The sequence below is a fragment of the Neobacillus sp. NPDC097160 genome (assembly GCF_044762155.1).
In the GTDB taxonomy this organism is placed as follows: Bacteria; Bacillota; Bacilli; order Bacillales; family Cytobacillaceae; genus Neobacillus.
This window is the reverse complement of record NZ_JBIWDU010000006.1, coordinates 22,202-48,078: the sequence shown is the minus strand read 5'-3', so window position 1 is coordinate 48,078 and position 25,877 is coordinate 22,202. Positions and strand designations below refer to the sequence as shown.

The window sequence follows — 25,877 nt, the reverse complement described above, 5'->3', positions numbered from 1 at the left end:
TCATTTATTAAAATCTGACCAGAACGGCTTTGTCCGAATCCCTTCGCGGCGGGTAAAGGAATTAACCTCCACCGTTACTTCAAGGTTCGCAAAATGGTCGCCCCAATTCTCTTTTAATTTGTTCCATAGCTTCGGGTCCTTCCTGTGAACACTTTCACCAAACCCCAAAATATCAGCCTTCATTTTTTGTGCTTCTTTTACTGTAGCTAAAATTTGCCTTTTTATTTCTTTTTCAATCAGTCTGTCAATTTTCTCTATCTCAGTTGGATTCATTAAGTCTACATTTGTATTCGCTTCGCTAATCCAGCCCTCATCTTCAATCGCAATATGGATCACTGGCTTTTCATTTTTAATCTTTACTGAAACCTTTGTTTTACTTCTTAATAGGGCCATTGTTATCGCATCTTTCTTGCCGTTCCAATCTATATTCACAGCAGTGCTTTTTATCCGATCCAAAATCCAAATCACGCCACGAGCCTTTTCGCGAGTAATCCAGCCAACTAATTTTCCCTTTTTAAAAATGGCTAATCCATCAGCGGCAATCACAGCCTCAGTTCTTGTATGCTGCAGTTCGTTTGCCGCCCCTACCATATCCTTGTTACCGGTGATTTTAAACCCATTAACAATGGGTTCTTTTCCTTTACTGACAAGCCCTTCCAGGAAATAATCGATATTGATGCTCATATTTTCGCCAAACATCGCTTCTGTCGCTTTAATCTCTTTGGTAATTTTATTGACTGGCATTTTATCAAGGTTTGCAAGTGCAGACACCAATAATTCTGCGGAACCACCTCTCATGACCACGAGCTCTGTTGTGGTTCTAAATTCCGGATCCCTGTCCAATGCATCTATAATGTCAAGAAGGCCATTTCTTGCCACTTCTTCGCTTACGACAATTAAATTAGTATGTGCGTAATATAAGCGGCGTGAAATTTTTTTAGTCGCCTTTCTGGCAGCCTCTGTTAACGTGTCCCCGGAGCTTTTATAAACGGCAATTGGCAGTCCTTGTCCCCCACCATTTTGACCGGATGACACATTTCCAGGATTCACAATTTGAAACGATACATCAAACTTTTTATGTTCACCCTTGTCAATTCCCATTGCCATAACAAAGGCTAGATCGGTCAATTCCTTTTGATTCCAGCAGGCGCTAAGGATAGGTAAAAGCAGTACCACAAGTAAGGGAATAACAAAAATTTTTCTCATCATGATTCACCATTTGAAGTTTGATTATTTTCCTCTTGTTTTGGCGGGCCCGGTTTTTGATTCTCTCCAGTCCTGGCGATATTCCCTTTACTGATAAACATTGGCCGATTTTTCATTGCCCATATCGGAAAACGAACAAACACATCCTGTTGATTGTTTATATTGAAAGGTGCTAAAGGCATCATATATGGGATACCAAATGAACGTAATGAACATAAATGGATGGCCATAAACATTAGACCCAACATGACTCCATAGAAACCCAATACTGTTGCAAGGCCCATCAGGACAAAACGAATTAACCTGGCTGCAATAGCCATGGCGAAACTTGGTGTGGAAAAGTTGGCAATGGCTGTAAGTGAAACTACGATTACCATTACAGGTGACACGATACCGGCTTGCACTGCCGCTTGTCCAATGACAAGCGCTCCAACGATAGAAACAGCCTGACCAACAGCTCTTGGAAGCCTTAAACCAGCCTCTCTTAATATTTCAAAAAGAATCTCCATTATTAATGCCTCGATAAAGGCTGGGAAAGGTACATTTTCTCTTTGCGCCGCAATTGCAATCGCCATTGTGGTTGGAATCATCTCCTGGTGAAAGGTTGTCGCGGCGATATAGACAGCCGGTCCAATTAATGCAATAAAGAAGGACAAAATTCTTAAAATTCGAATGCCAGTTGAAATATCAAATCGTGAGTAATAATCATCAGGAGCTTGGAAAAATTGAATAAAAATCGCCGGAGCAGTGACAACAAATGGGGTACCATCAACAATAATGGCAATCCTGCCTTCAAGTATATGTGAACTAACGACATCCGGTCTTTCGGAATAATACGTTGTGGGAAATGTTGTCCATGATTGATCTTCAATCAATTGTTCCACATATCCGGAAGCCTGGATTGAATCCATGTTGATTCGTTTTAAGCGCTCTTTTATCTCTTGGACAATTTTTTCATTCGCAATCCCTTTCAGATACATAATCCCAACATCAGTTTGTGACACCCTGCCAATTTTCATGGTCTCTAACCATAAATTCGGACTTTTAATTCTTCGTCGGATTAAAGCTGTGTTCGTTCTTAATGTTTCTGTGAAGGAGTCCTTGGGACCACGGATGGCTAATTGGGTGGAAGGCTCAGTGATTGAGCGCTTATCCCAGCCCTTTGTTTCCACATTAACGGCCTTGTTATAGCCATCTAAAAAAAATAAACTATTTCCGGATAGCAGAGAATCATAAACCTGATTCCAGTCGGTGATAATCTGAATATTCCCCAGATTTACCGATTTTTCTGCCAATAATTGAAAGGAATCGTGAAGGTTGTCGAACTCTCTGTCCAATAAAGACTCAATAAAATATTCACTAATCAATTCTTCATTCACTAAACCATCTACATAAACGCAAGTTCCTCTTTTTCGGTCAAATGTAAATTCACGGAAGACTATATCCGTACTGTTCCCAAACTCTTGCTTAATTTGGGTCATATTATCTTGACAATCCCTCAGGATAGATAAATCCTCCGGTTTTTGTGGATCTTGCTTTTGCCGGTAATTATCGTTTTGTCTCTTTTTCTGCTTCTTTTTCAACATATTCGATAAAATTGACATAAGCTCCACCCCACTTAACATTTCATATTGGGTATTTTCCCCAACATGCTCTGATATATCCATTTCATCCAAGAAACTTTCCGTATAAAGACTTCATGAATTCAAAACAATAAACATAATTGGATTGAAGGTGAAATTATTGAAGCAGTTTTTCGTGGCTACTTTATTAGCAATTGGGATGTTTGCTCTCATGATTTTATTGGATCTTTTAATCGGTACCACCCCGAAAGGAATCATTTGGAAAACAATAAATCCGTTTCGGGTAATGGAGCCGGCGGAATATATTATTGTCATTTTATTTATCCTATTTTTTCTTGGACAATCCCTAACGTCATTCCTTAAAAAGAAAAAACAACAGAGCCAGCCCCCGTCAAATTAATATTCCATTAGCGGGTCTGTTCAACAGAAAAGAGCCCGCAATTATTGCGGGCTCTTTTCGTTATTCGTTTCTTGTATATCTATATACTGTTTTCGCTTGAAGATACGTAAAATAGCTTTGGCTCTTTCCTTCCATTTTCTTTTTCTTTCTTCATTCGGACCGTATACATATCGATTCCAAAAATAATAGATGGATTCCTCGATCACTATGAATAAGCCGAAAAATAATGCAGTAGTTGTCATCCAATACGACATTTTCCAGGGCCCCTTTTCAAAAGGATGATTTATCCTAAAAATAGAAGTACTGTCAATTAAGCTATTAAACTATTTCTTTTACCATTGTATCAAACATTTACCAAATTGTGGACATTTTTACGACTCACTATAAAAAACCTCTCATCTACTGTTTATATTGTACTTTCTGCACTTGTGAATCTGGATTTATTTCCTGCGGTGAAGAAAATGATACTTCCAAGCGCGATGATGGCCAATACCCAAAACATCATTTGTCCTTGGTAATGGCTAAGAAGATAGCCGCCAATTACCGGTCCGAGAAAGTTCCCAATCTTGCGGAATTGGGCCGCTCCAAAATAGGTGCCACGCATATGTTCCGGGGCAAGTGTATCAATCATCATGCTGTTGGAAGGGAAAATCAAAATTTCGCCCACGGTCAATAAAACCATAGCAAGAATTGCTACCACCCAGCCATTTACAAAGCTAAAACAGATTAATCCTGCAGCTATAAAAAATGCTCCAACCACCATGACCTGCATTAATTTAAATTTTTCAGCAACATGGCTGATCGGGATCTGCAAAAATACGACCATCAGAGCATTAATCGTAATGAGCATTGAAAAAATAACCACACCATTTTCTAGCTTTCCTTCTAATATTTGTGGCAAATTTGAGTCAATTTGAACATAGCCCATATTAACCAAAATGATTCCAATGATTAAATACCTTAAGGACTTATCTGTTTTAATAATCCGAAAAGCATCACCAATGGATACTGTCTTTTTACTTTGTTCCTTATGTGGAATTACCAATCGCTGTATAAAGTAAACCAAGACAATCGCATAAATAAAATAGGTCGTCCCAGTAATAGCAAATGATAATTTTGCCGAAGTATTTGCTAAATACGCTCCAAGCAACGGCCCGACGGATGCTCCCATATTTATCGCTGTATAGCGTAAGGAGTAAACCTTCATCCTTTTTTCCTTATCCGTTAAATCCGCCATCAATGCTTGTGATGTTGGTTCAAAGAATGATGTACAAAGCCCGTTTAGAGCATTTAACAGGATAAACCAGCCTTGGCCGGCAGCAATCGTAAACCCATAATAGACAAAAGCTAACGTAAACAATGCCGTAAGCATAATCGGTTTTCGGCCAAACCGATCTGATAAATGGCCGCCAATAAATCCACCTGCTGTTGCCATTAACGGACTCATCCCAACAGTTAAACCGATAATAATGGGCGAAAGATCCATATGCCTTGATAAATAGATTGATAGGAATGGCAGCGTCATAAAGGCGGAGCCCCTTGTTAACACGGTACCAATTAATAAAACCCAGACAATCGGATGGAACTGTCCAATATAGTTTTTAATACTTGCCATCTGAAATTCCTCGCAATTTTTAGTCTATTTAACTAGTTAAACAATTTATTTATCCAAAGTAAAGAAATTTTCCATTTTTTACTCATAAAAAAAGTCAGATCCACGTGGAACTGACTCTTTCGCTTAATTTGGATCCTTATACTTTAACGCCCGCTCGCTGTCACCGTACCCTTTGGTTGTCGGGTCCTGAACAATTCCTAACATGGATAACAATACAAAAATGGCATTTACAAACGTTAAAATAGAATTTTGAATGGCATCGGTTAATTGAAAATCAATCAGTCCTAAAGAATTTAAGCCTGCTAACACCATTTGCGCTACGATCAAAATTTGTGAAACAAACGCGATCACCCAGTTCCGATTTTTAAAACGGACTTTCCAGTTAATCATTTTCCCATCCCTTTCCTAATATTCTTTCTATTAACATATGCTTGCCCTAGAAAATGATTGTCCACGAATGCCACGGTTGCTTTTAATTTAATTTATTGTATAAAAAGACTAATATTGGTCTTTTTTATACAGAAAACTTATAATAGATAAAGCGAAAATTCCTTTTTGAAAGTAAGGAGAAAGTATGGAGAAATTACACACATTTCGGGATATGATCGTCCGTTTTTGGAAAAAGAAACATCTAACGCAAATCATCCTATTGATAATCCTAATTGTTGTATTAGGGACCATCCTCTATTTTGGCTGGCTTGCAACAAGGGCAAATGTGGAATCTTTGAAGGAAGGCCTAAGTCAGCCGACAGTCATCTATGACCATAATGGTAAAGTGGCAAGCAATGTTGCCACCAATCGGACGAAAGGCGTAAAAATCGAGGAATTGCCGAAATATGTTCCAAATGCAGTTGTCGCAATTGAAGATGAACGTTTTTATGAACATAGCGGTTTTGATGTGAAGGGAATTGCCCGTGCCTTTTTCAGCAACTTGTTTGCCCGAAGGGTTACTGGAGGCGGCAGCACGTTAACACAGCAGTTAACAAAAAATGCCCTGCTCTCACCGGAACGTACCTATAAGCGAAAAGCAGAGGAATTATTTTTGGCGGTGAAAATCGAAAAGGTTTATACAAAAGAAGAAATTTTGCAAATGTATATCAATCAGGTTTATTTTGGCAGTAATTCCTGGGGCATCAGTAGTGCGTCGAAAAAATACTTTAATAAGAATATTCAAGATGTAACGATCAGTGAGGCTGCGATGTTAGCTGGACTGCTCCATTCACCGAATTACCTTGATCCTTATAAAAATTATGACTTGGCCATGAAACGTCGAAATGTCGTCTTAGGGAAGATGAAGGAGCTTGGCTTTATTTCTGCCACAGAGTACAACACGGCGAAAAAGGAAAAAATTCGCCTTCATGATGGCGGCGGCAGCTTTGTTGAGCGAAAATATCCCTATTACGTGGATGCTGTTTTAAATGAGGCTATTTCTAAATATGGCGTAACCCAAGAAGAGATTTTAACTAGAGGATACCGAATTTATACGGAATTGGATCAAAACCTGCAAGCAGGACTTGAAAAAGTGTATAGCAATAACGCTTTGTTCCCTAGAGGAAAAGGAAATACATTAGTCCAAAGCGGATCTGTTCTAATGGATCCAGCCTCAGGGGGAGTTAGAGCACTTGTTGGCGGCCGTGGTGAGCATGTGTTCCGCGGTTTTAACAGGGCCACCCAATTACGGGCACAGCCGGGTTCATCGATAAAACCCCTTGCTGTCTATACACCAGCCCTTGAAAATGGCTATGACTATTCGTCCGAACTTGTCGATGAACCAACCTCCTTCGGTAATTACAAACCGGAAAATTTTTCGAAAACGTTTCAAGGTAAGGTTCAAATGTACAAGGCTCTTGAAGATTCACTAAATGTCCCGGCTGTTTGGCTGTTAAATGAGATTGGCCTTAATAAGGGCTTAGATTCATTAAAACGGTTTGGCATCCCTACGGAAAAGGAAGACAAAAATTTAGCCATTGCCCTTGGCGGCATGAGTAAAGGTGTCTCGCCCTTGCAAATGGCGAATGCGTTTACGGCTTTTCCAAATGACGGGAAGCGGCAGGATAGTCACTTAATTTCCAAAATTGTCGGCCCGACTGGTAAAATCATCGCAGAGCGGGAGGCGAAAACAACAAAGGTAACATCCAAAAAGGTTGCTGACGAAATGACTTCAATGCTACTGAATGTAGTGGAATCAGGAACAGGTCAGCGGGCGCATATACCGGATGTCCAAATTGCCGGAAAAACAGGCTCGACCCAGCTTCCATTCGGGGATGGTAACGGTACCAAGGATCAATGGATGGTCGGTTATACCCCGAATATTGTTGGCGCTATATGGATTGGCTATGACCAAACAGACAAAGACCATTACCTGCCCAGCTCGGGTTCCGCCAATGTTGTTCCGATTTTTAAAGAAATGATGAAGGAGTCTGTGCCATTCCTTCCAAAAGAAAGTTTTGATGTGGCTTCGATTAATGCCCAACTCGCTGGAGAGGAACCAAATAAGAAAAGCATCAATGATCAAGCAAAGGAAATTAGCAAAGAATTGAATGACAATGCGAAGAAAATTGGCTCTGTGATAAAAGAACAAGCCCCAGAATGGAAAAAAGGCTTGGATAAGGCATTATATACAATTGGAAAAGGGATTGATTCACTTGTGGAGAAGGCTAAAAGCCTAAGAGAATAGCACGCCTTATTTGGCGTGCTATTTCTTTATTATCTTCTTTTTATTTGTAGCGGAAGGAAAAAGCGCCCCGCAATCATTCTTACATTTTCTTCCTGATCGACATGGTAAACAACTATAAAACATGTCGACGGACCAGATGATTTTCCAACATCCACGCTTGTGCTCACCATTTCCTGATTAAACCTTTCATTTGGAAATATCTGATTTAACTCAGCTAAGATTCCTTTTGAGCCAACAGGCCAGATCATCACATCGTTAGCATGACTTATCTCGTAAAACACGGAAAGAGGTGCAATATCATCCGTTTGATCCATCACTTCATTACCAACTAAAGGCAGCCCTATTACGGCAAATCTCACTTTATCAGAGAACGGGAACTCCTTTTTTTTCCCAGTGGATTTTCGCCCAATGACAATTAAACCAACTGCAGACTGTAGTAAAGAAAAATTACTTTCCGTACTGCCTGTAATGGAAACACCCTTCAAACCAAGTTCTCGTAATCCTTTTTTGATGCCTTGTAAGAGCTCTTCCCATGGTTCATTTCCGCAAAAGTTGTGGAGAATGACAGAAATGGGGTTTGCCCCTGCAGCGATACATTCCATGACCGCCACTCTAAACGAGTAATAGGCAACCGTTTCGTATGGTACATGAACAGAGTCCTGTTGCTTCATTCCAATCGCACCGCTATTATCACAAGCAATTATGAGGGATTCCTCACTATTAAAAGAAATGGTGATAATATCCCTCATGGTTTTACCTCATTCTTAACTAACTTTCCTAAGAACATGGAAGAAAGTCGTGGAATAACCACTATGGCGATTCCTGTATTAAGGATGGAACCGATTAGCAAGGACGGAACAATTGCCAAATAAAAGCCTAGATTCATTAAAAATATAAACGGCAGCGGTGCAGCAATTGCATTCCCAAGTATAAAGAGCACAACCGCCGAAATCTTACGGCTGTTTCGATAAAATCTTCCAAAAATCCACACAAGTACAGCCATTTCCGCTGCGATTAAAAAGTGCATCGGGCCTAAAGGAAAGCCGCCTATTACGGCGGACAATAAATGACCAAATGCAGCCACGATGGCTCCTGCACCGCTGCCAAGTAAGGCAGCGGCGATTAGGGCCGGAAAGATATCCAACGCAACACTGCCTACAATTGCAGGGATTTTTATCGCAGCGCCAACAGCAGACAATGCCGTTAACATGGCAAGAGAGCTTACCATCTTTCCTTTCATCAATGACCCTCCTTCCGCTTTCCATCTCTAAACACGATAGCACTGCGCTCGTATTCCACATCACCGACATGCAGGCGAGCGTTGATGACCCTTGCTAAAGCGAAAAAATAATCAGAGAGTCGGTTTAAGTACATTAATGCTAATTCAGGTGTTTTTGGATCTGCCTTCATTAGCGTCACAACCAATCGCTCTGCTCGTCTTGTAACCGTCCGTGCAATATGAATGGAAGCAGAAGGCTTTGTGCCGCCAGGTAAAATAAATCGTTCCAATTCTGGTGCCTCTTCAATATATTCATCAATTTTTTGTTCCAGGTAGTCAATCGATTCTTGCTGAAGCTTCATCACTCGCTTTTCTGAAACATTTGCAAGGTCACCGCCACAGTCAAATAATTCGTGTTGAATTTTTTCAAGATCATGAAGGACATCCTTGAAAATTTCCTGATCAAGTTCTTGGATTGCCTGCCCAACAAAGCAGTTTACTTCATCAACAGTTCCGTAAGCTTCTACTCTTGTATCATCTTTATCTACCCTGCCGCCGATAATACTTGTTTTCCCTTTGTCGCCTGTTCTTGTATAAATTCTCATCAATAATTCCTCCTTATTTAATCGTTTGGTTTAATCCATACCATATGACATCGACTTTGTCTGATTTTGCTGCTAGATCCTGATAGGCCCACCCAGTTACATCGCGCCATACTCGATTTTCTTCTTCCAGTGGGACAATTCCTTTTGTGATATCAGTGCCAATCACAATAAATTTTCGTTCCGCCTTTGCCTTTTCCCAAGAACTCCAATCCTCAAGACATCTAATCCAAATTTCACGGCAGCGGTCAGAATCGTATTGCTTCGTTAACTCTTTCAACCATAATTCGATTCCCTCAAGAACGGTCACAACATGGTTGTTTTCCGGTAACTTGACTGGAAGCGGAATACTGTCATAGGCAGATAACCATTGTTCTTCCTTTTTACCACAATAATTCTTTCTTACCCAGGCTCGTTTGCCATTAAAGGCACCTCCAGTAATGAAGTGCATCGTCTGTCCCCCTTTAAGGATTCTCTCGTAAAAACAAGCTCAAACCCTTGATCATGCTGAGCCTGAAAGCTCCAAAAGTCTTTCTCTTCCGGTGCATATATAGATAAAAGATATCTGATGACTCCGCCGTGGGTGACGACCGCGCAGCTCTTTAGCTGTTGCGAAAGAACGATCTGAATCATCTTATTCCAGCCAGCCTGAACCCTCCTAGTAAACTCATGAAACGATTCTCCTTTAGGTGGATAAACACTCTGCGGATCTGACAGCCATTGGCGATAGCGTTCGTTTTCTTTTAAATCCTCGTATGTTTGCCCTTCCCATTCACCGAAATTCATTTCACGAAAAGCTTCTATTATTATAGGTTTTTGATGTGGAAAGAATAGGTTTGATGTGGAAAGGCATCTTTGCAAATCACTGCTAAAATAGGATTCATAGCTTTTTAACGGTGACATTTTTCTTGACTCAGCCAATAAGGGAGAATCATTCCAGCCTAAATAGGCTTTCCGTTTATTTTCTTCTGTTACACCATGACGAAATAATGCAATAACCACACGGTCATCCACAGAATTAACTCAGTCCCTTCCACTGATGCTCCCACTACATCCCCCGTAATACCGCCAAACCATTTCACAGCTTTCCGACGAAAAATGAAAACACAGACGGCAGCGGCAATAACTAATACAGCAAAAAGAAAGCTACTTTTTTCATATAACAGAATAATAATGAGAAAAAAGACAATATACAGCGGATAAACCCATAGTACCCGAGGCTTTGCCGCGCTTTGAAATAATGAGCCCAATCCTTCATTTTTGGCTGATTTAACCGTTAACAGCAGGACACCCATGACACTTTTACTCAAAAAGGGGATTCCCATTATAAAGATGTAAGTTACGTATTCAACATTCAAAGTACCTTCGTAAATAAATAAAAACCGGCAGCTTAATAAAACGACAAGTGATAGGACCCCGAATGCACCTGTTCTAGGATCCTTCATGATTTCCAATCGTTTCTCTCGATTCTGATAGGAAAAATAAGCGTCACTCGCGTCCATCCAGCCATCCAGATGAATTCCTCCTGTCAGAAGAATTGTAGTCAGCCAAAGCATGAAAGCAACAGCTATATGAGAAAAAGGTGTAAATTCATTGAACACATAAAATAGACTTGAATAGATTAGCCCCTGAACTAAACCTAGGAGTGGGAAAGTTTGCACAGCCTTTCGTAGGTGTTCCTTATCCATCGGTAATTCATAGGGAAACGGCAGTGCCGTAAAAAATTGAACGTTGATCAAGAATCCTTTAAAGATTTTGATCATCTTCTCCCCCATTGATGGATGATCTCTTTTAAAAGATCCCATTTTAAGTGGCGCTTCATATTATCGGCAAGTTTCTCAAATCTTTCATCCGATCCATCTTTTTCAATCATAATTTCGGTTGCCACTGATAATGAATCCTCAACTTCTATCATATGATTTTCGATAAATGGCAAGACACCTAATACAGGAATGCCTGTTTTTTCTTCTATTAGTTTTATACCATCCTCGAATAACGAGAGATCACCGCGGAATTTATTTATGATGATCCCTTTGACCCTTTGCCTCTCTGAAGGTTTTAATAGATCAAGTGTTCCAATAATACTCGCAAACACTCCACCCCGGTCAATATCAGCCACGAGCACCACTGGTACATCGGCCAATTCCGCAACCTTCATATTGACCATTTCGCTATCGTTTAAATTAAGTTCAACTGGACTGCCAGCCCCTTCGATTACCACCATTTCATATTCACTTTCTAATTGAATTAGGGATTCCTTAATTACCTCTATCCCCTTTTCATAAAATTGGTCTCGATACTCTTTGCCGGAAAAGGTTTCAATTGCTTTTCCAAGGTAAACCACCTCTGAAGTCTGATCAGACCTTGGTTTTAATAAAATCGGGTTCATCCAAACTGTCGGCCGGATTCGGGCAGCTTCCGCTTGAATTCCTTGTGCCCGGCTCATCTCGTTTCCGTCAACCGTGAGATAGGAATAATTCGACATGTTTTGTGATTTGAATGGAGCAACTTTTACTCCCTCATTGGCGAAGATTCGGCACAATGCCGTTACAATTAAACTTTTTCCGACGTCTGATGCAGTACCTTGAATCATGACTCCTTTCATTGTCCTGCTCCCTTCCTAATGATTGGAATCCCTGCTTCTACGATAATAGCTTGATCCGCTTCTCTCACTAAATCTTGATGGATTTGTCCCAGCATGCGACCATATAAAAAGACGAGCTCTGAGCCCATCAGGGACTCGTGTAATACTTCATTACTAACCACAATCATGGTGCCGGCTCGATTTTTTATCGCGATAATCCCGGTAATTATATCTTCTTTAATTTGTTTTAAATAGGACCCATTCCAGGTTTGTTCAGTAGAAAATAGTTCATTATTCAACAGTGTTGTAACACAATCTAACAAAATAATATCATTGTCAGAAATAGAATCAGCAAGAGTTCCAATTTGAATAGGCTTTTCGATCGTTTTCCATTGATATTCCCCAGTTTGTCTATCTTTCTGGTGCATTTCAATTCGTTTTTGCATTTCTGAATCAGATGGAACACCAGTAGCTATATAATATAATTGTCCATCTTTATTGCGCTTCCGCTCAATTGCTAGTTTTTCCGCGAGGCTGCTTTTACCGCTTCTGACACCGCCAGTAATGAAGATTAATGATTGATATTGCGGATTAGAACCATGTGACGGCCAATTCAACGAGCATCCCTCCGAGCCATAATAATAGTAAAAATAAGAAAACAGTTCTCCCTAAAATTGCATTCGCCTTTAGGATGTGATCCGATTGTATCGGGTTAAGAGGCTCCCCCATTTTTGCTCTATTAGAGATCATCCCTTTGTAATAGTTTCTGCCGCCAAGTTGAATGCCTAAAATGGCCGCAACCGCTGCTTCCCCCCAGCCGCTGTTTGGGCTCGGATGCTTTTTCGCATCCCGGAACAAGATCGCCCAAGCTTTTTGATAGCTGGTCCTTTCCGGACGTTTTCCAAGCAGCATGATGATTCCTGTCAGGCGACTTGGAATCCAATTCATCACATCATCCCATTTCGCAGATGCCCAGCCAAACTCTTTATATCTTTCATTCATGTGCCCAACCATCGAGTCACACGTATTTGCTGCCCGGTAAACCATCGCTAGCGGTGCCCCGCCAATAAGTGCCCAGAACAAAGGTGCTGTCACGCCATCACTTGTATTTTCAGCAACGGTTTCAATCGTTCCCCTTGCTATTTCACTTTCATCAAGTTGTTCCGTATCGCGGCCGACAATATAGGAAAGTTTTGTTCTTGCTGCCACTAAGTCCCCGGATTTTAACGGATCATAGACTTCAAGCGCCGCTTCCTTCAAGCTTTTTTGCGCAATGGTTGTCGAAATGATGATACTTTCTACAAATACCCCAACAAGTGGATGAATCTTGTATCCTATTAAAACGAAAATCAACACAAGAGAAAAAACAAACAGTAAGACAAAAAGGAGCATTGAAACTCCCTTCCATCTCTTAGACTGTCCGTGATTCCAACGCTTTTCAAATGAGGAGATCATCTTCCCGATCCATCTTACCGGATGCGGCCAATGAGGGGGATCTCCGACAAACAAATCAATGATATAAGCAAACGTAATGGCGATTAAGTGATAAACGATCATGTTTGTTTCCTTTTTTTCGATTTCTTAACTGCCTCTGTCGTACATTGATATACAGCCTTACTAATTAGCTGTCCTAACGGAGAAATCGTTCCGGCGTATTCTAACACCTTTCCGGTTTGCGTGGCTGCAATTAAAATACTATCAGTTGAAGTCCCGGTAGCAATGGTCCCTGTAACTTCATCTAGCACCTCAAGATCATGCATCACCTTTACTTTTGCTTCCGTAGCGGTCATAATGCTTTGAATAAAGGCTTCCTCTGTTAACTCTCCATTAACGAAAATCCACGTATTAATCGTTCCCGGTGTCATTTGATAGACATGCCGCTCACTTTTCGACGCATCAATCGCATTTCCCACCCCGGCGGTAACAACCACAAAGATCGAGAAATCCTCCTGTTCGAATCGCTGGTAAAACACATCCTCGAGATACACCGCTGTCATCATGCCCACTGTTGCCGACGGTTCAAAGCCTTTTGTTTTTAAAAAGTCAGCCATCTCCGCCCGATGATCATCACAATTATATTCCTTACTCACATGACGATTGACAAATGTTTGATGCCAGCCCGTCCCTGAGCCAACCACGCCCGAAGACATGGTTCTTAAAGGAACTGGAGACTCTAGTTCGATAAACTCACTTGAAACGCATACCATTGCTTCAGTGATTTCAATATGCTCCATTTCCTGTTTTACATCAGGCAGTAACACCATTTGCGGTGCAGCCACCTTTGGATGGGGATGCCTTTGAATTTTTGTATGATAAACATCCCTGATTCGATCCTCTTTAAGAACTTCGTTAGGAATATGATTTATATTAATGGTCCCCTTTTCGAGCAGGAGCAAGCGGTCGCAGTATAATCCAGCAAGATTTAAATCATGGAAGATCGAGATTACAGTTAATCCTTTTTCCATTGTCCATAACTTTAAAAGGTCTAACAATTCTTTCTGATACGATAGGTCTAAGTGATTTGTCGGTTCATCCAATAGCAGGATTTCCGGCTCTTGGGCAAGGGCCTGGGCAAGAAATACCCTTTGCTTTTCACCGCCTGATAACGCCTGTATATTTTTATGTTGAAAGGAGGAAATGCCGGTCTGGTCCATTACCCTTTGGACGACCGCTTCATCCTCATCCGACCAGGTTTGAAACCAGCCCTTTTGATGCGCATATCTTCCAAGTGATACGGTTTCTTTAACAGTATAGGAGAATGTTTGGGAAGAATGCTGGGAAAGAACCGCCACCATTTGCGCAAGCTGCTTAATGCCATATTCCTGCAGCTTTTTTCCGCTAATATAAATCTCACCCTGTTTAATCGGCAAGATCCCGCTAATCATTTTTAACAGAGTTGTTTTTCCGCTGCCATTTGGCCCTAATACCCCGAACAACTCCCCTTGATTTACATCAAACGAAATGTTCTTTAATACAGACTCATCTCCATATCCACCTGAAACGTGCTGAACACTGAGCATTTTCTATCAACTTCTTTCCATCCTTTTTCTCTGCAGCAGGATCACCGCAAATACCGGCGCCCCAATTAAAGCGGTTATCACCCCAATTGGTAATTCAGTAGGTGAAATAATCGTTCGCGACAGAAGGTCGGCTAAGATTAAGAATCCACTTCCTGTCAGGATCGATAACGGAAGAAGGTAGCGGTGGTCTGGCCCCCACAAGATTCTTGAAAGATGGGGAATGACCAGCCCAACAAATCCAATCGTTCCGGAAACGGCAACCGCAGCTCCTGTTAAAATTGAACCGGCTGATAAAATGATGAGCTTCCTTTTTTGAACATTGACCCCAAGGTGGTGTGCTCTCTCTTCCCCAAACGACATTGCATTTAATTCCTTTGCATTAAGCATCAGGATGGCCGACCCAATGACAAAAAACGGCAAAATAATTTTTATGTATTCCCAGCCTCTCATCGATACACTTCCCAAGAGCCAGCCAATAATTTGCCGTAACTCATCTCCTGTTAGTGCAATCATAAGTGAAATAAAGGCGCCTAAAAAGGAGCTAAAAATAATTCCTGTTAAAATAATCGTTTCTACTCTCATGGACCGTTCAATTTTCCTGGCAAAGGCAAGAACGAGGAAAATGGTCAAAAAAGAAAATAGGATACTTAGTAATGGCAATGTGAATATCCCGATAAATGGGATAGATAAATGAAAGAACAGCGTCAGAACCGCCCCGACGGAAGCGCCGGATGAGACCCCTAATGTATACGGATCAGCTAACGGATTTCTTAACAGACCTTGAAATGCCGCCCCCGCAATTGCAAGGGACGCTCCCACAAGACCCGCTAATATCACCCTTGGCAGGCGAATATTCAACACAATACTCGTATACATCGGATCAATGGAATCAAGTGAAAGAAACCCAAATAGCTTTGCCATGATAATGTGAATAATCGTCCCCACCGGAACCGAAACAGTTCCGATGGAGATACCAAGTAACATAGAGATCAACAGAAAAATTCCTGCTAATGGAAAAGCTACATATTTATTATTTAAAAACTTCTGGATAAATAGCCTTTGCAAGATCTTCTACTCCTTCAACGATTCTAGGACCTGAGCGTGTCACTCGATCGGAATCTACGTCGATTACTTGCTTATTTTTTACTGCGTTGACATTTTCCCAGCCTTTTCTGCCTAACACTTGCTCAGCTGGTTTTGCCTCTTCATAGCCGCCATATGTAGTGATGATTACATCCGGATTTCGTTTAATGATCTCTTCTTGATCAAGCTGGATCCAGCCCTCTTGATCGTTTGCAAGGTTTTCGGCATTAATCACGGTTAACATTTCATTCATAAACGTATTATTCCCAGTTGTAAAAATATCTGGCGCAGGTGATACTTCAATAAATACGGTTTTCTTTTCTTTTATGTCCTTTGCCTTTTCCTTAATTTCAGCTAATTTTTCCTTCATCCCTTGAATAAGCTCGTCCGCTTTCTTCGCTTCTCCAGTAGCTTTACCAATCATACTGATAGAATCAAACACTTGGTCAAAATTTTGTGCATCATTCACAACGAGGACGGCAATTCCGGCATCTTTTAACTGCTGAAGGCCTGCTTCAGAATTATGTGCAGTAGAGGCATGGGCTAATACTAAATTTGGCTGTAAAGAGATTATTTTTTCAAGATTAACTTCCATACCGCCTATTTTCTCTTTTTTCGTTACCTCTTCAGGATAATTATCAAAATCAGAAACACCGACAATTTCTTTATCAGCACCTAACGCGTAGGCAATTTCCGTATTACTTGGGATCAAAGAGACGATTTTTTCAGGCTTATTTTCTAAAACGACGTCATTCCCTGATGCATCTTTAATGGTAACTGGAAAGGCAACTTCCGCTTTTTTCTCAACACCAGTAGTATTGTCCTCTTTAACTTGCTCTTTCTTTTCCCCACAGCCTGCTAAAACTCCTACTGCTAATAATACGGCAAATAATAGTGCATACCATTTCTTCATGTTTCTTCTCCCTGCTTTCTGTGTAGTTAAAATGTAAGTAACAAAAAAGAAGTCCTGCTAGTGGCAATAAAAAAACATCTCCATACTAATGAAGATGTTGGTACGATTAGATTTCCATTACTCATAAAAAGTAATAGGGCACTAGCCTCAACACCTCCCTATCCTCGTAGGTTTATTGGCGCACAAGAATTAGGCAGGTTTCCTGGCTCATGATCATCGCATCCTATGTCTTCCCATCCAATTAGACAGTGACAAAATATAGGTTGCTCCCATTTACAGTGGCGGGACCGCGTTGGTTTCTCACCAACTTCCCTTTTAAGCTAAAAGTCGTTAAAGACTCACTAGCACCTATTTCCATTATTCATTTTTTGTTAAGTCTATTATTATATAAATTTTAACATTTGTATAGTTTTCTGCTTTAAAGCGGAAAAGCAATCCTTTAAAAAATTTAGATCTCTAATCGATTCTTTTTGTTTCTCTAGATGACAAGACCTCCATCAACACTAAGAATAGTACCATTAATAAAACTCGCATCATCAGAGGCTAAATATAAGTACGCAGATGCAATATCTTCAGGTTTACCCAACTTACGTAAAGGAGTTTTGGCCTCCATTAAATCGAGTATTTTTTGTGGTACTTTAGCAGTCATATCAGTAACAATAAACCCAGGTGCTACTGCATTGACACGGATTCCTTTTGGTCCAAATTCTTTTGCCCAACTTTTTGTTAATCCGATGACACCAGCCTTTGTTGCAGCATAATTTGTTTGACCGATGTTGCCGTGAATTCCAACTACTGAAGAAGCATTAAGGATGACTCCCTCTCCCTGCTCTATCATTATCGGAACCACTTCTTTTGTACATTTAAACACACCAGTTAGGTTGACAGAGATTACCTTTTCCCATGATCCCTCGTCCATTTTTGTCAGCAATCCATCAATCGTAATTCCAGCATTATTAACTAAAATATCAACTTTTCCATATTTATCGACCGTTTCATTTACCATCAAATGAATTTGCTTTGAGTCTGTCACATTACATTGAATAAATGTAATAGATCCATATTCTTCTAACTCGTTGACTGCTGTTAGTCCTGCATCTGGATTCACATCACTGATGATAACAGCGGCACCTTCTTGCAAAAATTTCTTAGCCGTAATTTTGCCGATCCCATTTGCTCCACCCGTTATAATAGCAACTTTTCCTTTGAGTTTCATAATGGCCTCCTGAAAATAGATAATAGATTAGTAGTGAATGGATTGTGTTACCCTTCGAAAAATTCATTTACATGAAGGAGGTACTACGATTCCTTAAAGTTTCGTTTGTCAATGACTCGCTTCGCTTTAAATTGGGTTCTTTCCAATGTGCCGATTGGAAGTAGGTCAATATTAAATGTAACCCCGACTTCGCGTTTGAGTTCCTTAGAAATTTGCTTTTTTAGATCTTGATTGCTTCTGGTCCCCAACGTTTCGCATTGGATTGTTACTTCGTCCATAATATTATCCCGGGTAACAATCATAACGAACTCTTCACCAAGCCCGTCAATTTTTCTTATTACATTTTCCAATAAACTTGCATACACATTTACACCCCGAACAGTGACCATATCATCAATCCGGCCATAAATACCTTTAGGCAGTCTTGGGTAGACCCGCCCACAAGGACAAGGCTCATCAGTCCAAGTTGTTAAATCTCCGGACCAATAGCGGATTAACGGCTGAGAGGTTCTTTCCAGTGGAGTGTATACCGGTACTCCTTCTTCCCCGTATGGAACTAGTTTTTTGCTCTGTTGATCGACTACTTCTGTATAAACGACATCCTGCCATAAATGAACCCCTTTACGATGCTCACATTCTGTATTGCTCATCCATGGCGTCACTTCTGCCATTGTCCCAGAGTCTATACAGATGGCATCAAAGGTCTCTTCAATTTTTTTCTTAGTAGAGGGAACTCCCGCTCCAGGTTCACCTGAAAAAAACAATATTCTAAAACCGAATTCTTTTGGGTCAACTCCTAATTCTTTGGCCTTTTCTGCTAGATACAAAGCATAGGAGGGAGTACCGTAAAATACTGTCGGTTTTACCTCCTTAAGCCAAGATACTGCTTTCTCTGTTTGCCCTGCCTGCCCTGCGCCAAATGGAAAGGTTTTTGCCCCGAGCCTTTCAGCACCAATTAAAGCTCCCCAGCTTCCTATATAGAGACTAAGCGGTGAGGCAATAAACACTAAGTCACTGGGTCTCATTCCAAAACTCCACATAATTCGGGCGTGCTGATGGGCAATCCTTTCCCAATCATCCTTGCCAAAGGAAAAGACAGTTGGTTTTCCAGTTGTTCCTGAAGTTCCTTGAATCCGATGTACTTCAGAAAAAGGAATGCAAACATTTGAACCAAACGGCTGATTCTCCAGTAAATCTTGTCGTACCTCTGCTTTTGTCGTGATCGGAACTTGGTCAAATTCTTTTAAACTCTTAATATCATCTGGATGAAAATCTACTTTACTCCATTTTCGTTTGTAGAAATCAGAATGTTTAAAAGCATACTCCATGACTTTCTTTAATTTATAAAATACCAACTCATCAAGTTCCTCTTTCGAAGCGGTTTCTATGTCTTTATACCAAAATTTTTCATTCACATCCGGGATATATTGAGTATCATATTTTGGCGGCCATTGCTGCAAAAGAGCAGTTTTTTGCATTTTATTGTTCACCCTTTACGTTTAATTTGACTTCCGTATCTTAAAAATTTTCTAGCTAAATAAAATTCTTGGCTGCCAAAGGTGGTGAGGAAGATTCTCACCACCTTCGATTCTTTAGGAAACGCCGTGCTTTACGTTGGATCGGATAAAATCGGCAATACTTTCAATTCTAGTTTCAGGGCCAAATACTTCTGCAATGCCGGCCTCTTTCAGTAATGGAATATCGTCTTCAGGAATGACCCCGCCCATGATCACTAAGGATTCAACACCCTTTTCTTTGGCTATTTGGACAACCTTTGGCCCTAATGTCAAATGATTTCCACCGAGTGTACTTAATCCAATAACATCCGCACCTTCTTGAATCGCTGCATCCACAATCTGTTCAGGAAATTGATTGCCTAAATACACCACTTCCATCCCCTCATCCCGCAGCATTCTAGAAACGACCAAAGCACCGCGCCAATGGATATCTAAACCTAATTTCGCCATTACAACTTTAACTTGCATATAGAAGTCCTCCTTTTATTTTCCTGATTGACCTGAATCCTAAGCTAATGGGAACTGCCATAACCCAAATTCCTCACGAAAAACCTCTTCAATTTCCCCTAAAGTGGCATATTCGATCACGGCTGCCTTAATATACGGCATGAGATTAACATCTTCATGGCATTTTTGTCGCAGCACATTTAATGCATGCTCGACTTTTTCTTGATTTCTCTTTTGACGGAGTTTTTCTAATTTTTCTTTTTGGCGCTTCTCGGCAGATTCAGGATACCTAAACACTTCTACTTTTGTTTTACTCTGTTCTGTAGGGAAGTAATTCAACCCAACAATTTTATGCTTGCCACTCTCAATATCCTTCTGCATTTCATAGGCAAAATTAGATATTTCACGATGCAACCAGCCTGTTTCCACCACCGAAACCAAGCCGCCCCTTGATTCAATTTCAGCTATATAATCGCGAATTCGCTGGGCCATTTCTTGTGTTAATTTTTCAACAAAATAGGAACCAGCCAGCGGGTCAACGGTATTTACTACATTCGTTTCTGCTTGGATAATTTGTTGCGTTCTTATTGAAATAAGTGCGGATTCTTCTGTTGGAGCGGAATATGCTTCATCATAAGAGTCAACATGTAAGGACTGGGCACCGCCTAATACAGCAGCAAGTCCTTGAATCGCAGATCGGGCAATATTATTGAGCGGTTCAACCTTTGTCAACGTAATTCCTGCTGTCTGAACATGGAATCGCATAAGATGAGATTTAGGGTGCTGCGCATTAAATCTGTCCTTCATCACTTCATGCCACACAAGTCTAGAGGCACGGCATTTGGCAATTTCCTCAAAGAAGTCATTAAATAGATTCCAGAAAAATGATAATCGTTTGGCAAAATCATCAATTTTATTCCCTCTTCTGATTAACTCTTCTGAAGTCGCAATGGCATTGGCAATGGCACAGGCAACTTCTTGAACCGCGGTTGTTCCGGCTTCCCGTAAATTGTAGCCATTGTAACTTACAGGATTCCATCTAGGAAGATTCTTACTGGCATACTCGATGGCATCACATTGTAATCGAAAAGAAGCTTTCGGCGGTAGAACCTCGAGCGAACTTCCAATTGCTGTTTCCATTAAGAAGTCATTTTGATTGGTGCCGGAAAGTTTCTCTAAAGGGATTCCCTTCTTTTCTGCCATTGCCGCAAACATAGCCATTAACACGACCGTTGTGCTTGGGAGATGGGTGACGATATTGCTGGAAATTTCATCAATAGGAATTCCCTCATACAACGCCTCAATATCTTCAATTGAGTCAATAGCAACCCCTGCCGCTCCAACGTGCCCCTCAGCTTCCGGATCATCTGAATCATAGCCGCGGATTGTAGGAAGATCCAACACAACACTCGTCCCTGTGGCACCATTTTTTAATAAGAATTTAAAGCGTTCATTCGTATCCTCCGGTGTTCCAAAACCGGCAATTTGCCTAACGGTAAACAGCCTGCCGCGGTACATATTCGGGTAGACTCCGCGAACATATGGCGCTTCTCCTGAAAAACCAATATCTTTCAGGTAATCGATATCTTTAATATCTTCGGGAGTGTAGAGCAGGTTAACTGGAATTCCTGAATCAGAATAATAGTTCCCTTCACCATCTTTTCCTTTTACTGTATTACCTTGCCAGCGCTCTTTTTGCGCTTCAATTACCTGAATGACCTCTTGATCAAAAAGTTTCTTTTGGCTTAGATTCGTCGTATTGTTTACCATAGTTACCTCCAAATAAAATGTTTTTTATTTTGAAACTAATTGATTGACAATCTCATGTGAAACCGTAAAAGGGTCAATATTTCCACTTCTTACATCTTGAATCTGACTCTTGATGTATTCATCTGTTTGAGTCAATTCATCAACTTTAGTGGTAAGCAAATGTAAAATCATATGATTTAATCTTGTCATATTTCTTGTTTGCCGCTTCTCCTTCCATGAGCCTGAACGTAACAAGAAGGATTTGTGATTAAAAATTTGTTCCACTAACTCTTTTATCCCTTCATCTCTAGTTGCTACGGTCTTAAGAATCGGTAAATCCCAATCCTTTCTTCCGGATTCTCTAACCATCAATCTCAAATCCTTCACACTTTCATCAGCTCCTGGCCGATCGGCTTGGTTGATGACAAAAACATCAGCAATCTCCATAATCCCTGCTTTCAAGGTCTGCAATGAATCCCCCAAACCCGGAACATTTACGAGTATGACAGTGTCAGAGACTTCCAAAACATCAAACTCTATCTGTCCTACTCCGACTGTTTCAATTAATATGAGGTCCATTTTAAAAGCGCCGAAGACCTGGACAATATCTGCCGTTGAGGCTGCTAAACCTCCGAGATTTCCCCTTGTAGCAAGGCTTTTAATAAAAACATCCGGAAGTTTGGCAAGTTCTTGCATTCTTATTCGATCACCTAACAGAGCACCATTCGTAAATGGACTAGTTGGATCAACGCAAACCACAGCAATCTTTAAGCCTTGTGCTGCAAAAGCTTTACAAAGTTTACTGACTAATGTACTTTTACCGGCACCAGGGGGGCCAGTAATTCCAACGATATGGGCTTTACTTTCATTGGAATAGCAGGATTTAAGTATTTCGGTACTTAGTGGAGTTTGATTTTCTACTTCCTTAAGTAATTTACCTAAGGTAAGATTGTCTTTCTTCTCTAGCCATTTTGGCATTTTTCTAGGAACCCCCCTTATTAAAAAAAATTGGACTATTCAACCTTTTTTTGGATAAGTTCAGCTTGTGCACATGTTAAATGCGAAGAAATTACTCGCTCTGCTTCCTCTGAATCCTTATTCACAATTGCCTTGTAGATTAACCAATGCTCTTCCTGGAAACGTTTCAATATATCTGGTGACCTTGACAATTCACTTCTAGTTGTTTTGATTTGTTCACCTAACAAATCTGAAATCACCTCAACCAAAATTTGCAGCATTTTATTTTGAGAGGCAGAGACAATAGATTGATGGAATAGAAAGTCATATTTAGCCTGCTCTTCTTCGTCTTCGTAACTTAATTGGTCCATCTCCTGCAAAATGGTTTCGATTCTTTGTAAATCCTTTTCATTTCTTCTTTCAGCGGTAAATTTTACTGCTCCCATTTCCAAAATAGTCCGAACTTCAAACAATTCATTTGTATTTAACCCTTTTGAGATGGCAACTAATGACATGATATTTTTTAAATTTTCCGGGTCAGCCTGTTTAATAATCGTTCCTTCACCCGATTTTCCCTCGATGATCCCTAAAACACTTAAAACCTTAAACGCCTCTCTAAGTGAGGAACGGCTGATTCCCATCGATTCAGAAAGCTCAATTTCGTTAGGCAGTTTCTGACCGATTTTCAATTTCTTTGTAATCAGCAGCTTCTTTATTTGATCTAACACTTCTTCAAACTTTTTCTTTTTATTTATGACAGTAAACATACAGATCCCTCTCTCCTTTTTATGTATTGTAGGATTGTCAGACAAAGGGAGTAGACTTACGAACAACATTTTCTTATATGATTGAATGCATTCGTTAGATGTTTGTGTACCATGGCCTGTGAACAGCCAATCATTTTGGAAATCTCCGTCTTACTATATCCTCTAAAATAATGAAGATGGACGACTTTTCGTTGTTTTTCATTCAAATAATCCATGTACATTTTCACCAAAATATTATTAATTGCCTGATCCTCTACACTTTGAGCTTTTGTTCTTACGTTTAAGAGCGGTTCATTGTCCCGGTTGTTGCTGTAAATGGTTTTGTATTCTTGATAAATTACTTCCTGCATCCCATAAACAAGGGCAAAGGCATCATCCTTGCTTATGTCAAAGTGTTTCATTGTTTCTGAAATGGTAGGGTCTGTTTGATGGCTGATCCAATACTCACTATGAAAGCTTTTATATTTTGGATAAAGCTCCCGAATCCGTTGCGGAATCACGATCATGTTTGAATTATTAGATCTTGAAAAATTTCTTAATTCCCCCTGAATAGACAGGTAGGTGTAACTTACCCATTCATTCGGAGTGTGCGATAAATCCATCTTTCGAATCGCATTAAAAAGACCAATGTATGCGGATTGAAGTAAATCTTCCCATTCCACTTTGTTGACAGCCATAAATTTTGCTGGAGACTTTGTATAATCCTTTATGACATACTTTACAAACTTGTTCGCCTCATCAGACTGTATTAATTCATTTAAGAAAGTCTTATTTTCTTTTGCATAAGACAAAATATTTTTATTTAGCAAAAACATGATTTTCTCTCCTATTTTTAAAAAGTTGGTCAAGATTTTAAATTTTCCCGCCACTATGATAATATGAAAGGGGGAGCGGTACTTGTCATGATTCTTGACCAACAAACTGCTATACTTTTAATCTAACACTTGGTTTGCGGAGACCATAAAACGTGTTAAGATGGCACCAATTAAGGCAAGTGCCGCACCTAAAAATAAAACATACTGCCAGGATCCTAAAGAAACAATTAAAAATCCTGTTAATGCAGGTGCAATGATGCCTGCGACTGTTCCGGAAGTGTTCATAATTCCGGATAAAGTTCCTGCTGTTTTCGGACCAATATCGATTGGCAATGTCCAAAACATCGTAAAGTTAATGCCTAGGCATGTTACAGAAAGAGTAATATAAGCAAGTGCAGCCCATTCATTAGGAGTATAGGCGCCTAATGCCATGAAAATAGCTGTTCCTAAAAATGAAATATACATAGGAATTCTTCTTGATTGTGTAAGAGAATATTTTTTGGACAAACGATCTGATAAGAGTCCGGCCAGGTTCATCGCAATAAATGCTCCTAACCATGGGAGCGCACCGTATATGCCCACTTTCAACATCGTAAAGCCTCTTTCCTTCATGAAATAGGCTGGAAGCCAGGTCAGATATAGGTACCAATTGTAATTTTGAAAGAAATAGATCAAGGTAATGCCCCAGACTTCTTTTACACGGAATAGTTTCGACCATGGAATTTTGACCTTCTTACTTTCTTCAGCAGTCCTTTCGTCTTTCATTTCTGCTAATTCTTCAGGAGTGATGAATGGGTGGTCTTTTGGGTTATCGGTGGCAATTTTTATCCAAATAATCGCCCAAATAATACCTAAGATTCCAAAGAGATAAAAGGAAGCATGCCAATTGAATTTTGTAGTCAGCCATGTTGTAATCGGTGCGGTAATCATGACCCCAATTGCCATCCCTGACATATTGAGACCCTGCCAGCGTCCTCTAGAATGTTTCGGCGACCATTTAGAAACTACCGAGGTATGTGATGGGAAATTTACAGCTTCACCCACTCCGAGTAAAAAGCGAATGACCAAGATGGAAGCAAAACTCCAGGCTAAAGGTGTAAGGATCGTAAATACTGACCAAAGTACTACCCCAATTGCAAGAAATTTAACTCCGCCCCATTTGTCCGACATCCACCCTGCCGGTATTCCTAGCAAAATATAGCCGACAAAGAAGGCTGATGCAAGAAGTCCAAATTGTTGTTCGTTCCAGCCAAATTGCTCCATCATCGTGACGGCAACTATTGAAATATTAGAGCGATCAGTATAGGCAAGGACTGTACTTAAAAAGATAAAAAACATGACGACCCAACGTGCCTTGATCTTCCTATTCATTTTCGGACCAGGGACTTTAACCTCTGCATTTCCAGACAGTGGACTTGTCATAAAATAGTACCATCTCCTTTATTCAATTATCCTTTGCCTTCTTCCATATTCTACTATTCATTAATTAGTGGTTCTATTTCCCTCC

General features: G+C 40.3%; 27 protein-coding genes and 1 riboswitch. Of the genes, 2 read left to right on the top strand and 25 right to left on the bottom strand.

The genetic code is table 11. From position 1 onward, the window contains the following. Positions 1-1,209 carry a Ger(x)C family spore germination protein gene (locus ACIQXV_RS10030; RefSeq protein WP_402958375.1) on the bottom strand — a complete coding sequence of 403 codons (1,209 nt, stop codon included), beginning with the start codon at positions 1,207-1,209 and terminating at the stop codon, positions 1-3. Beyond that, on the bottom strand, positions 1,206-2,810 hold the full coding sequence (locus tag ACIQXV_RS10025) for a spore germination protein (protein ID WP_402958373.1): 1,605 nt from the start codon (positions 2,808-2,810) through the stop codon (positions 1,206-1,208). Before ACIQXV_RS10025 ends, ACIQXV_RS10030 begins: the two co-directional genes overlap by 4 nt. Before the next feature lie 139 nt (positions 2,811-2,949). Between ACIQXV_RS10025 and ACIQXV_RS10020 the strand changes: the two genes are divergently transcribed. Beyond that, positions 2,950-3,189 carry a YczF family membrane protein gene (locus tag ACIQXV_RS10020; RefSeq protein ID WP_402958371.1) on the top strand — a complete coding sequence of 80 codons (240 nt, stop codon included), beginning with the start codon at positions 2,950-2,952 and terminating at the stop codon, positions 3,187-3,189. Between the two features lie 41 nt (positions 3,190-3,230). Here ACIQXV_RS10020 and ACIQXV_RS10015 read toward each other — a convergent pair whose 3' ends face one another. The 3 genes from ACIQXV_RS10015 to ACIQXV_RS10005 form a co-directional block, all read right to left on the bottom strand. Next, positions 3,231-3,443, bottom strand: a complete 213-nt coding sequence (locus tag ACIQXV_RS10015) for a hypothetical protein (RefSeq protein ID WP_402958369.1) — start codon at positions 3,441-3,443, stop codon at positions 3,231-3,233. Between the two features lie 152 nt (positions 3,444-3,595). Continuing rightward, entirely contained in the window at positions 3,596-4,804 is a 1,209-nt protein-coding gene (locus ACIQXV_RS10010) for an MDR family MFS transporter (protein ID WP_402958368.1), read from the bottom strand. A gap of 123 nt (positions 4,805-4,927) precedes the next feature. Continuing rightward, complete coding sequence (locus ACIQXV_RS10005) at positions 4,928-5,194, bottom strand: phage holin (RefSeq protein WP_402958366.1); 267 nt, start codon at positions 5,192-5,194, stop codon at positions 4,928-4,930. A 184-nt stretch (positions 5,195-5,378) separates the two neighbouring features. On the opposite strand from ACIQXV_RS10005, the gene ACIQXV_RS10000 reads away from it, so the two are divergent. Next, positions 5,379-7,481, top strand: coding sequence for a transglycosylase domain-containing protein (locus tag ACIQXV_RS10000; RefSeq protein WP_402958364.1), 2,103 nt, complete (start codon positions 5,379-5,381; stop codon positions 7,479-7,481). Positions 7,482-7,510: 29 nt separating this feature from the next. Here the strand turns inward: ACIQXV_RS10000 and ACIQXV_RS09995 are convergent, their stop codons facing one another. From ACIQXV_RS09995 to ACIQXV_RS09900, 20 genes are all read right to left on the bottom strand, one after another. After that, complete coding sequence (locus ACIQXV_RS09995; RefSeq protein WP_402958362.1) at positions 7,511-8,230, bottom strand: ATP-binding protein; 720 nt, start codon at positions 8,228-8,230, stop codon at positions 7,511-7,513. Continuing rightward, positions 8,227-8,721, bottom strand: a complete 495-nt coding sequence (locus ACIQXV_RS09990) for an ECF transporter S component (RefSeq protein ID WP_402958360.1) — start codon at positions 8,719-8,721, stop codon at positions 8,227-8,229. Before ACIQXV_RS09990 ends, ACIQXV_RS09995 begins: the two co-directional genes overlap by 4 nt. Beyond that, positions 8,721-9,305 (bottom strand): cob(I)yrinic acid a,c-diamide adenosyltransferase, encoded by a 585-nt coding sequence (locus ACIQXV_RS09985; protein ID WP_402958358.1) that lies wholly within the window; start codon positions 9,303-9,305, stop codon positions 8,721-8,723. The genes ACIQXV_RS09990 and ACIQXV_RS09985 overlap by 1 nt, the downstream gene beginning before the upstream one ends. A 13-nt stretch (positions 9,306-9,318) precedes the next feature. Then, positions 9,319-9,753: a bifunctional adenosylcobinamide kinase/adenosylcobinamide-phosphate guanylyltransferase gene (locus tag ACIQXV_RS09980; RefSeq protein WP_402958357.1), complete on the bottom strand. Its 435-nt coding sequence runs from the start codon at positions 9,751-9,753 to the stop codon at positions 9,319-9,321. After that, a complete protein-coding gene (locus ACIQXV_RS09975; protein WP_402958355.1) occupies positions 9,705-10,304 on the bottom strand; it encodes a histidine phosphatase family protein in 600 nt (199 codons plus the stop codon). The genes ACIQXV_RS09980 and ACIQXV_RS09975 overlap by 49 nt, the downstream gene beginning before the upstream one ends. Beyond that, positions 10,274-11,065: an adenosylcobinamide-GDP ribazoletransferase gene (gene cobS / locus ACIQXV_RS09970; RefSeq protein WP_402958353.1), complete on the bottom strand. Its 792-nt coding sequence runs from the start codon at positions 11,063-11,065 to the stop codon at positions 10,274-10,276. Before cobS ends, ACIQXV_RS09975 begins: the two co-directional genes overlap by 31 nt. After that, positions 11,062-11,907 carry a cobyric acid synthase gene (locus ACIQXV_RS09965; RefSeq protein ID WP_402958351.1) on the bottom strand — a complete coding sequence of 282 codons (846 nt, stop codon included), beginning with the start codon at positions 11,905-11,907 and terminating at the stop codon, positions 11,062-11,064. Before ACIQXV_RS09965 ends, cobS begins: the two co-directional genes overlap by 4 nt. Next, on the bottom strand, positions 11,904-12,503 hold the full coding sequence (locus tag ACIQXV_RS09960; protein WP_402958349.1) for a bifunctional adenosylcobinamide kinase/adenosylcobinamide-phosphate guanylyltransferase: 600 nt from the start codon (positions 12,501-12,503) through the stop codon (positions 11,904-11,906). Before ACIQXV_RS09960 ends, ACIQXV_RS09965 begins: the two co-directional genes overlap by 4 nt. Next, entirely contained in the window at positions 12,478-13,443 is a 966-nt protein-coding gene (gene cbiB, locus ACIQXV_RS09955; protein ID WP_402958347.1) for an adenosylcobinamide-phosphate synthase CbiB, read from the bottom strand. The genes ACIQXV_RS09960 and cbiB overlap by 26 nt, the downstream gene beginning before the upstream one ends. Then, on the bottom strand, positions 13,440-14,906 hold the full coding sequence (locus ACIQXV_RS09950; protein WP_402958345.1) for an adenosylcobinamide amidohydrolase: 1,467 nt from the start codon (positions 14,904-14,906) through the stop codon (positions 13,440-13,442). The genes cbiB and ACIQXV_RS09950 overlap by 4 nt, the downstream gene beginning before the upstream one ends. A gap of 6 nt (positions 14,907-14,912) precedes the next feature. Continuing rightward, positions 14,913-15,971 carry a FecCD family ABC transporter permease gene (locus ACIQXV_RS09945; protein ID WP_402958343.1) on the bottom strand — a complete coding sequence of 353 codons (1,059 nt, stop codon included), beginning with the start codon at positions 15,969-15,971 and terminating at the stop codon, positions 14,913-14,915. Beyond that, on the bottom strand, positions 15,937-16,902 hold the full coding sequence (locus ACIQXV_RS09940) for an ABC transporter substrate-binding protein (protein ID WP_402958341.1): 966 nt from the start codon (positions 16,900-16,902) through the stop codon (positions 15,937-15,939). Before ACIQXV_RS09940 ends, ACIQXV_RS09945 begins: the two co-directional genes overlap by 35 nt. 175 nt (positions 16,903-17,077) lie before the next feature. Next, positions 17,078-17,269, bottom strand: a riboswitch (cobalamin riboswitch). Positions 17,270-17,380: 111 nt separating this feature from the next. After that, positions 17,381-18,118, bottom strand: a complete 738-nt coding sequence (gene fabG, locus ACIQXV_RS09935; protein WP_402958339.1) for a 3-oxoacyl-ACP reductase FabG — start codon at positions 18,116-18,118, stop codon at positions 17,381-17,383. 83 nt (positions 18,119-18,201) lie between these two features. Next, entirely contained in the window at positions 18,202-19,596 is a 1,395-nt protein-coding gene (locus tag ACIQXV_RS09930) for a phenylacetate--CoA ligase family protein (RefSeq protein WP_402958338.1), read from the bottom strand. Positions 19,597-19,710: 114 nt separating this feature from the next. After that, the gene (locus ACIQXV_RS09925; RefSeq protein ID WP_402958336.1) at positions 19,711-20,103 is read right to left on the bottom strand and encodes a cobalamin B12-binding domain-containing protein; all 393 of its coding nucleotides are present in this window, start codon (positions 20,101-20,103) and stop codon (positions 19,711-19,713) included. Positions 20,104-20,142: 39 nt separating this feature from the next. Next, the gene (locus tag ACIQXV_RS09920; RefSeq protein WP_402958334.1) at positions 20,143-21,852 is read right to left on the bottom strand and encodes an acyl-CoA mutase large subunit family protein; all 1,710 of its coding nucleotides are present in this window, start codon (positions 21,850-21,852) and stop codon (positions 20,143-20,145) included. A 24-nt stretch (positions 21,853-21,876) separates the two neighbouring features. Beyond that, positions 21,877-22,809, bottom strand: a complete 933-nt coding sequence (gene meaB / locus ACIQXV_RS09915) for a methylmalonyl Co-A mutase-associated GTPase MeaB (protein ID WP_402958332.1) — start codon at positions 22,807-22,809, stop codon at positions 21,877-21,879. A gap of 35 nt (positions 22,810-22,844) precedes the next feature. Then, on the bottom strand, positions 22,845-23,555 hold the full coding sequence (locus tag ACIQXV_RS09910) for a FadR/GntR family transcriptional regulator (protein WP_402958330.1): 711 nt from the start codon (positions 23,553-23,555) through the stop codon (positions 22,845-22,847). A gap of 56 nt (positions 23,556-23,611) precedes the next feature. Beyond that, positions 23,612-24,370: a sigma-70 family RNA polymerase sigma factor gene (locus ACIQXV_RS09905; RefSeq protein WP_402958328.1), complete on the bottom strand. Its 759-nt coding sequence runs from the start codon at positions 24,368-24,370 to the stop codon at positions 23,612-23,614. Between the two features lie 117 nt (positions 24,371-24,487). After that, positions 24,488-25,792, bottom strand: coding sequence for an MFS transporter (locus ACIQXV_RS09900; protein WP_402958326.1), 1,305 nt, complete (start codon positions 25,790-25,792; stop codon positions 24,488-24,490). Between the last annotated feature and the right edge of the window lie 85 nt (positions 25,793-25,877).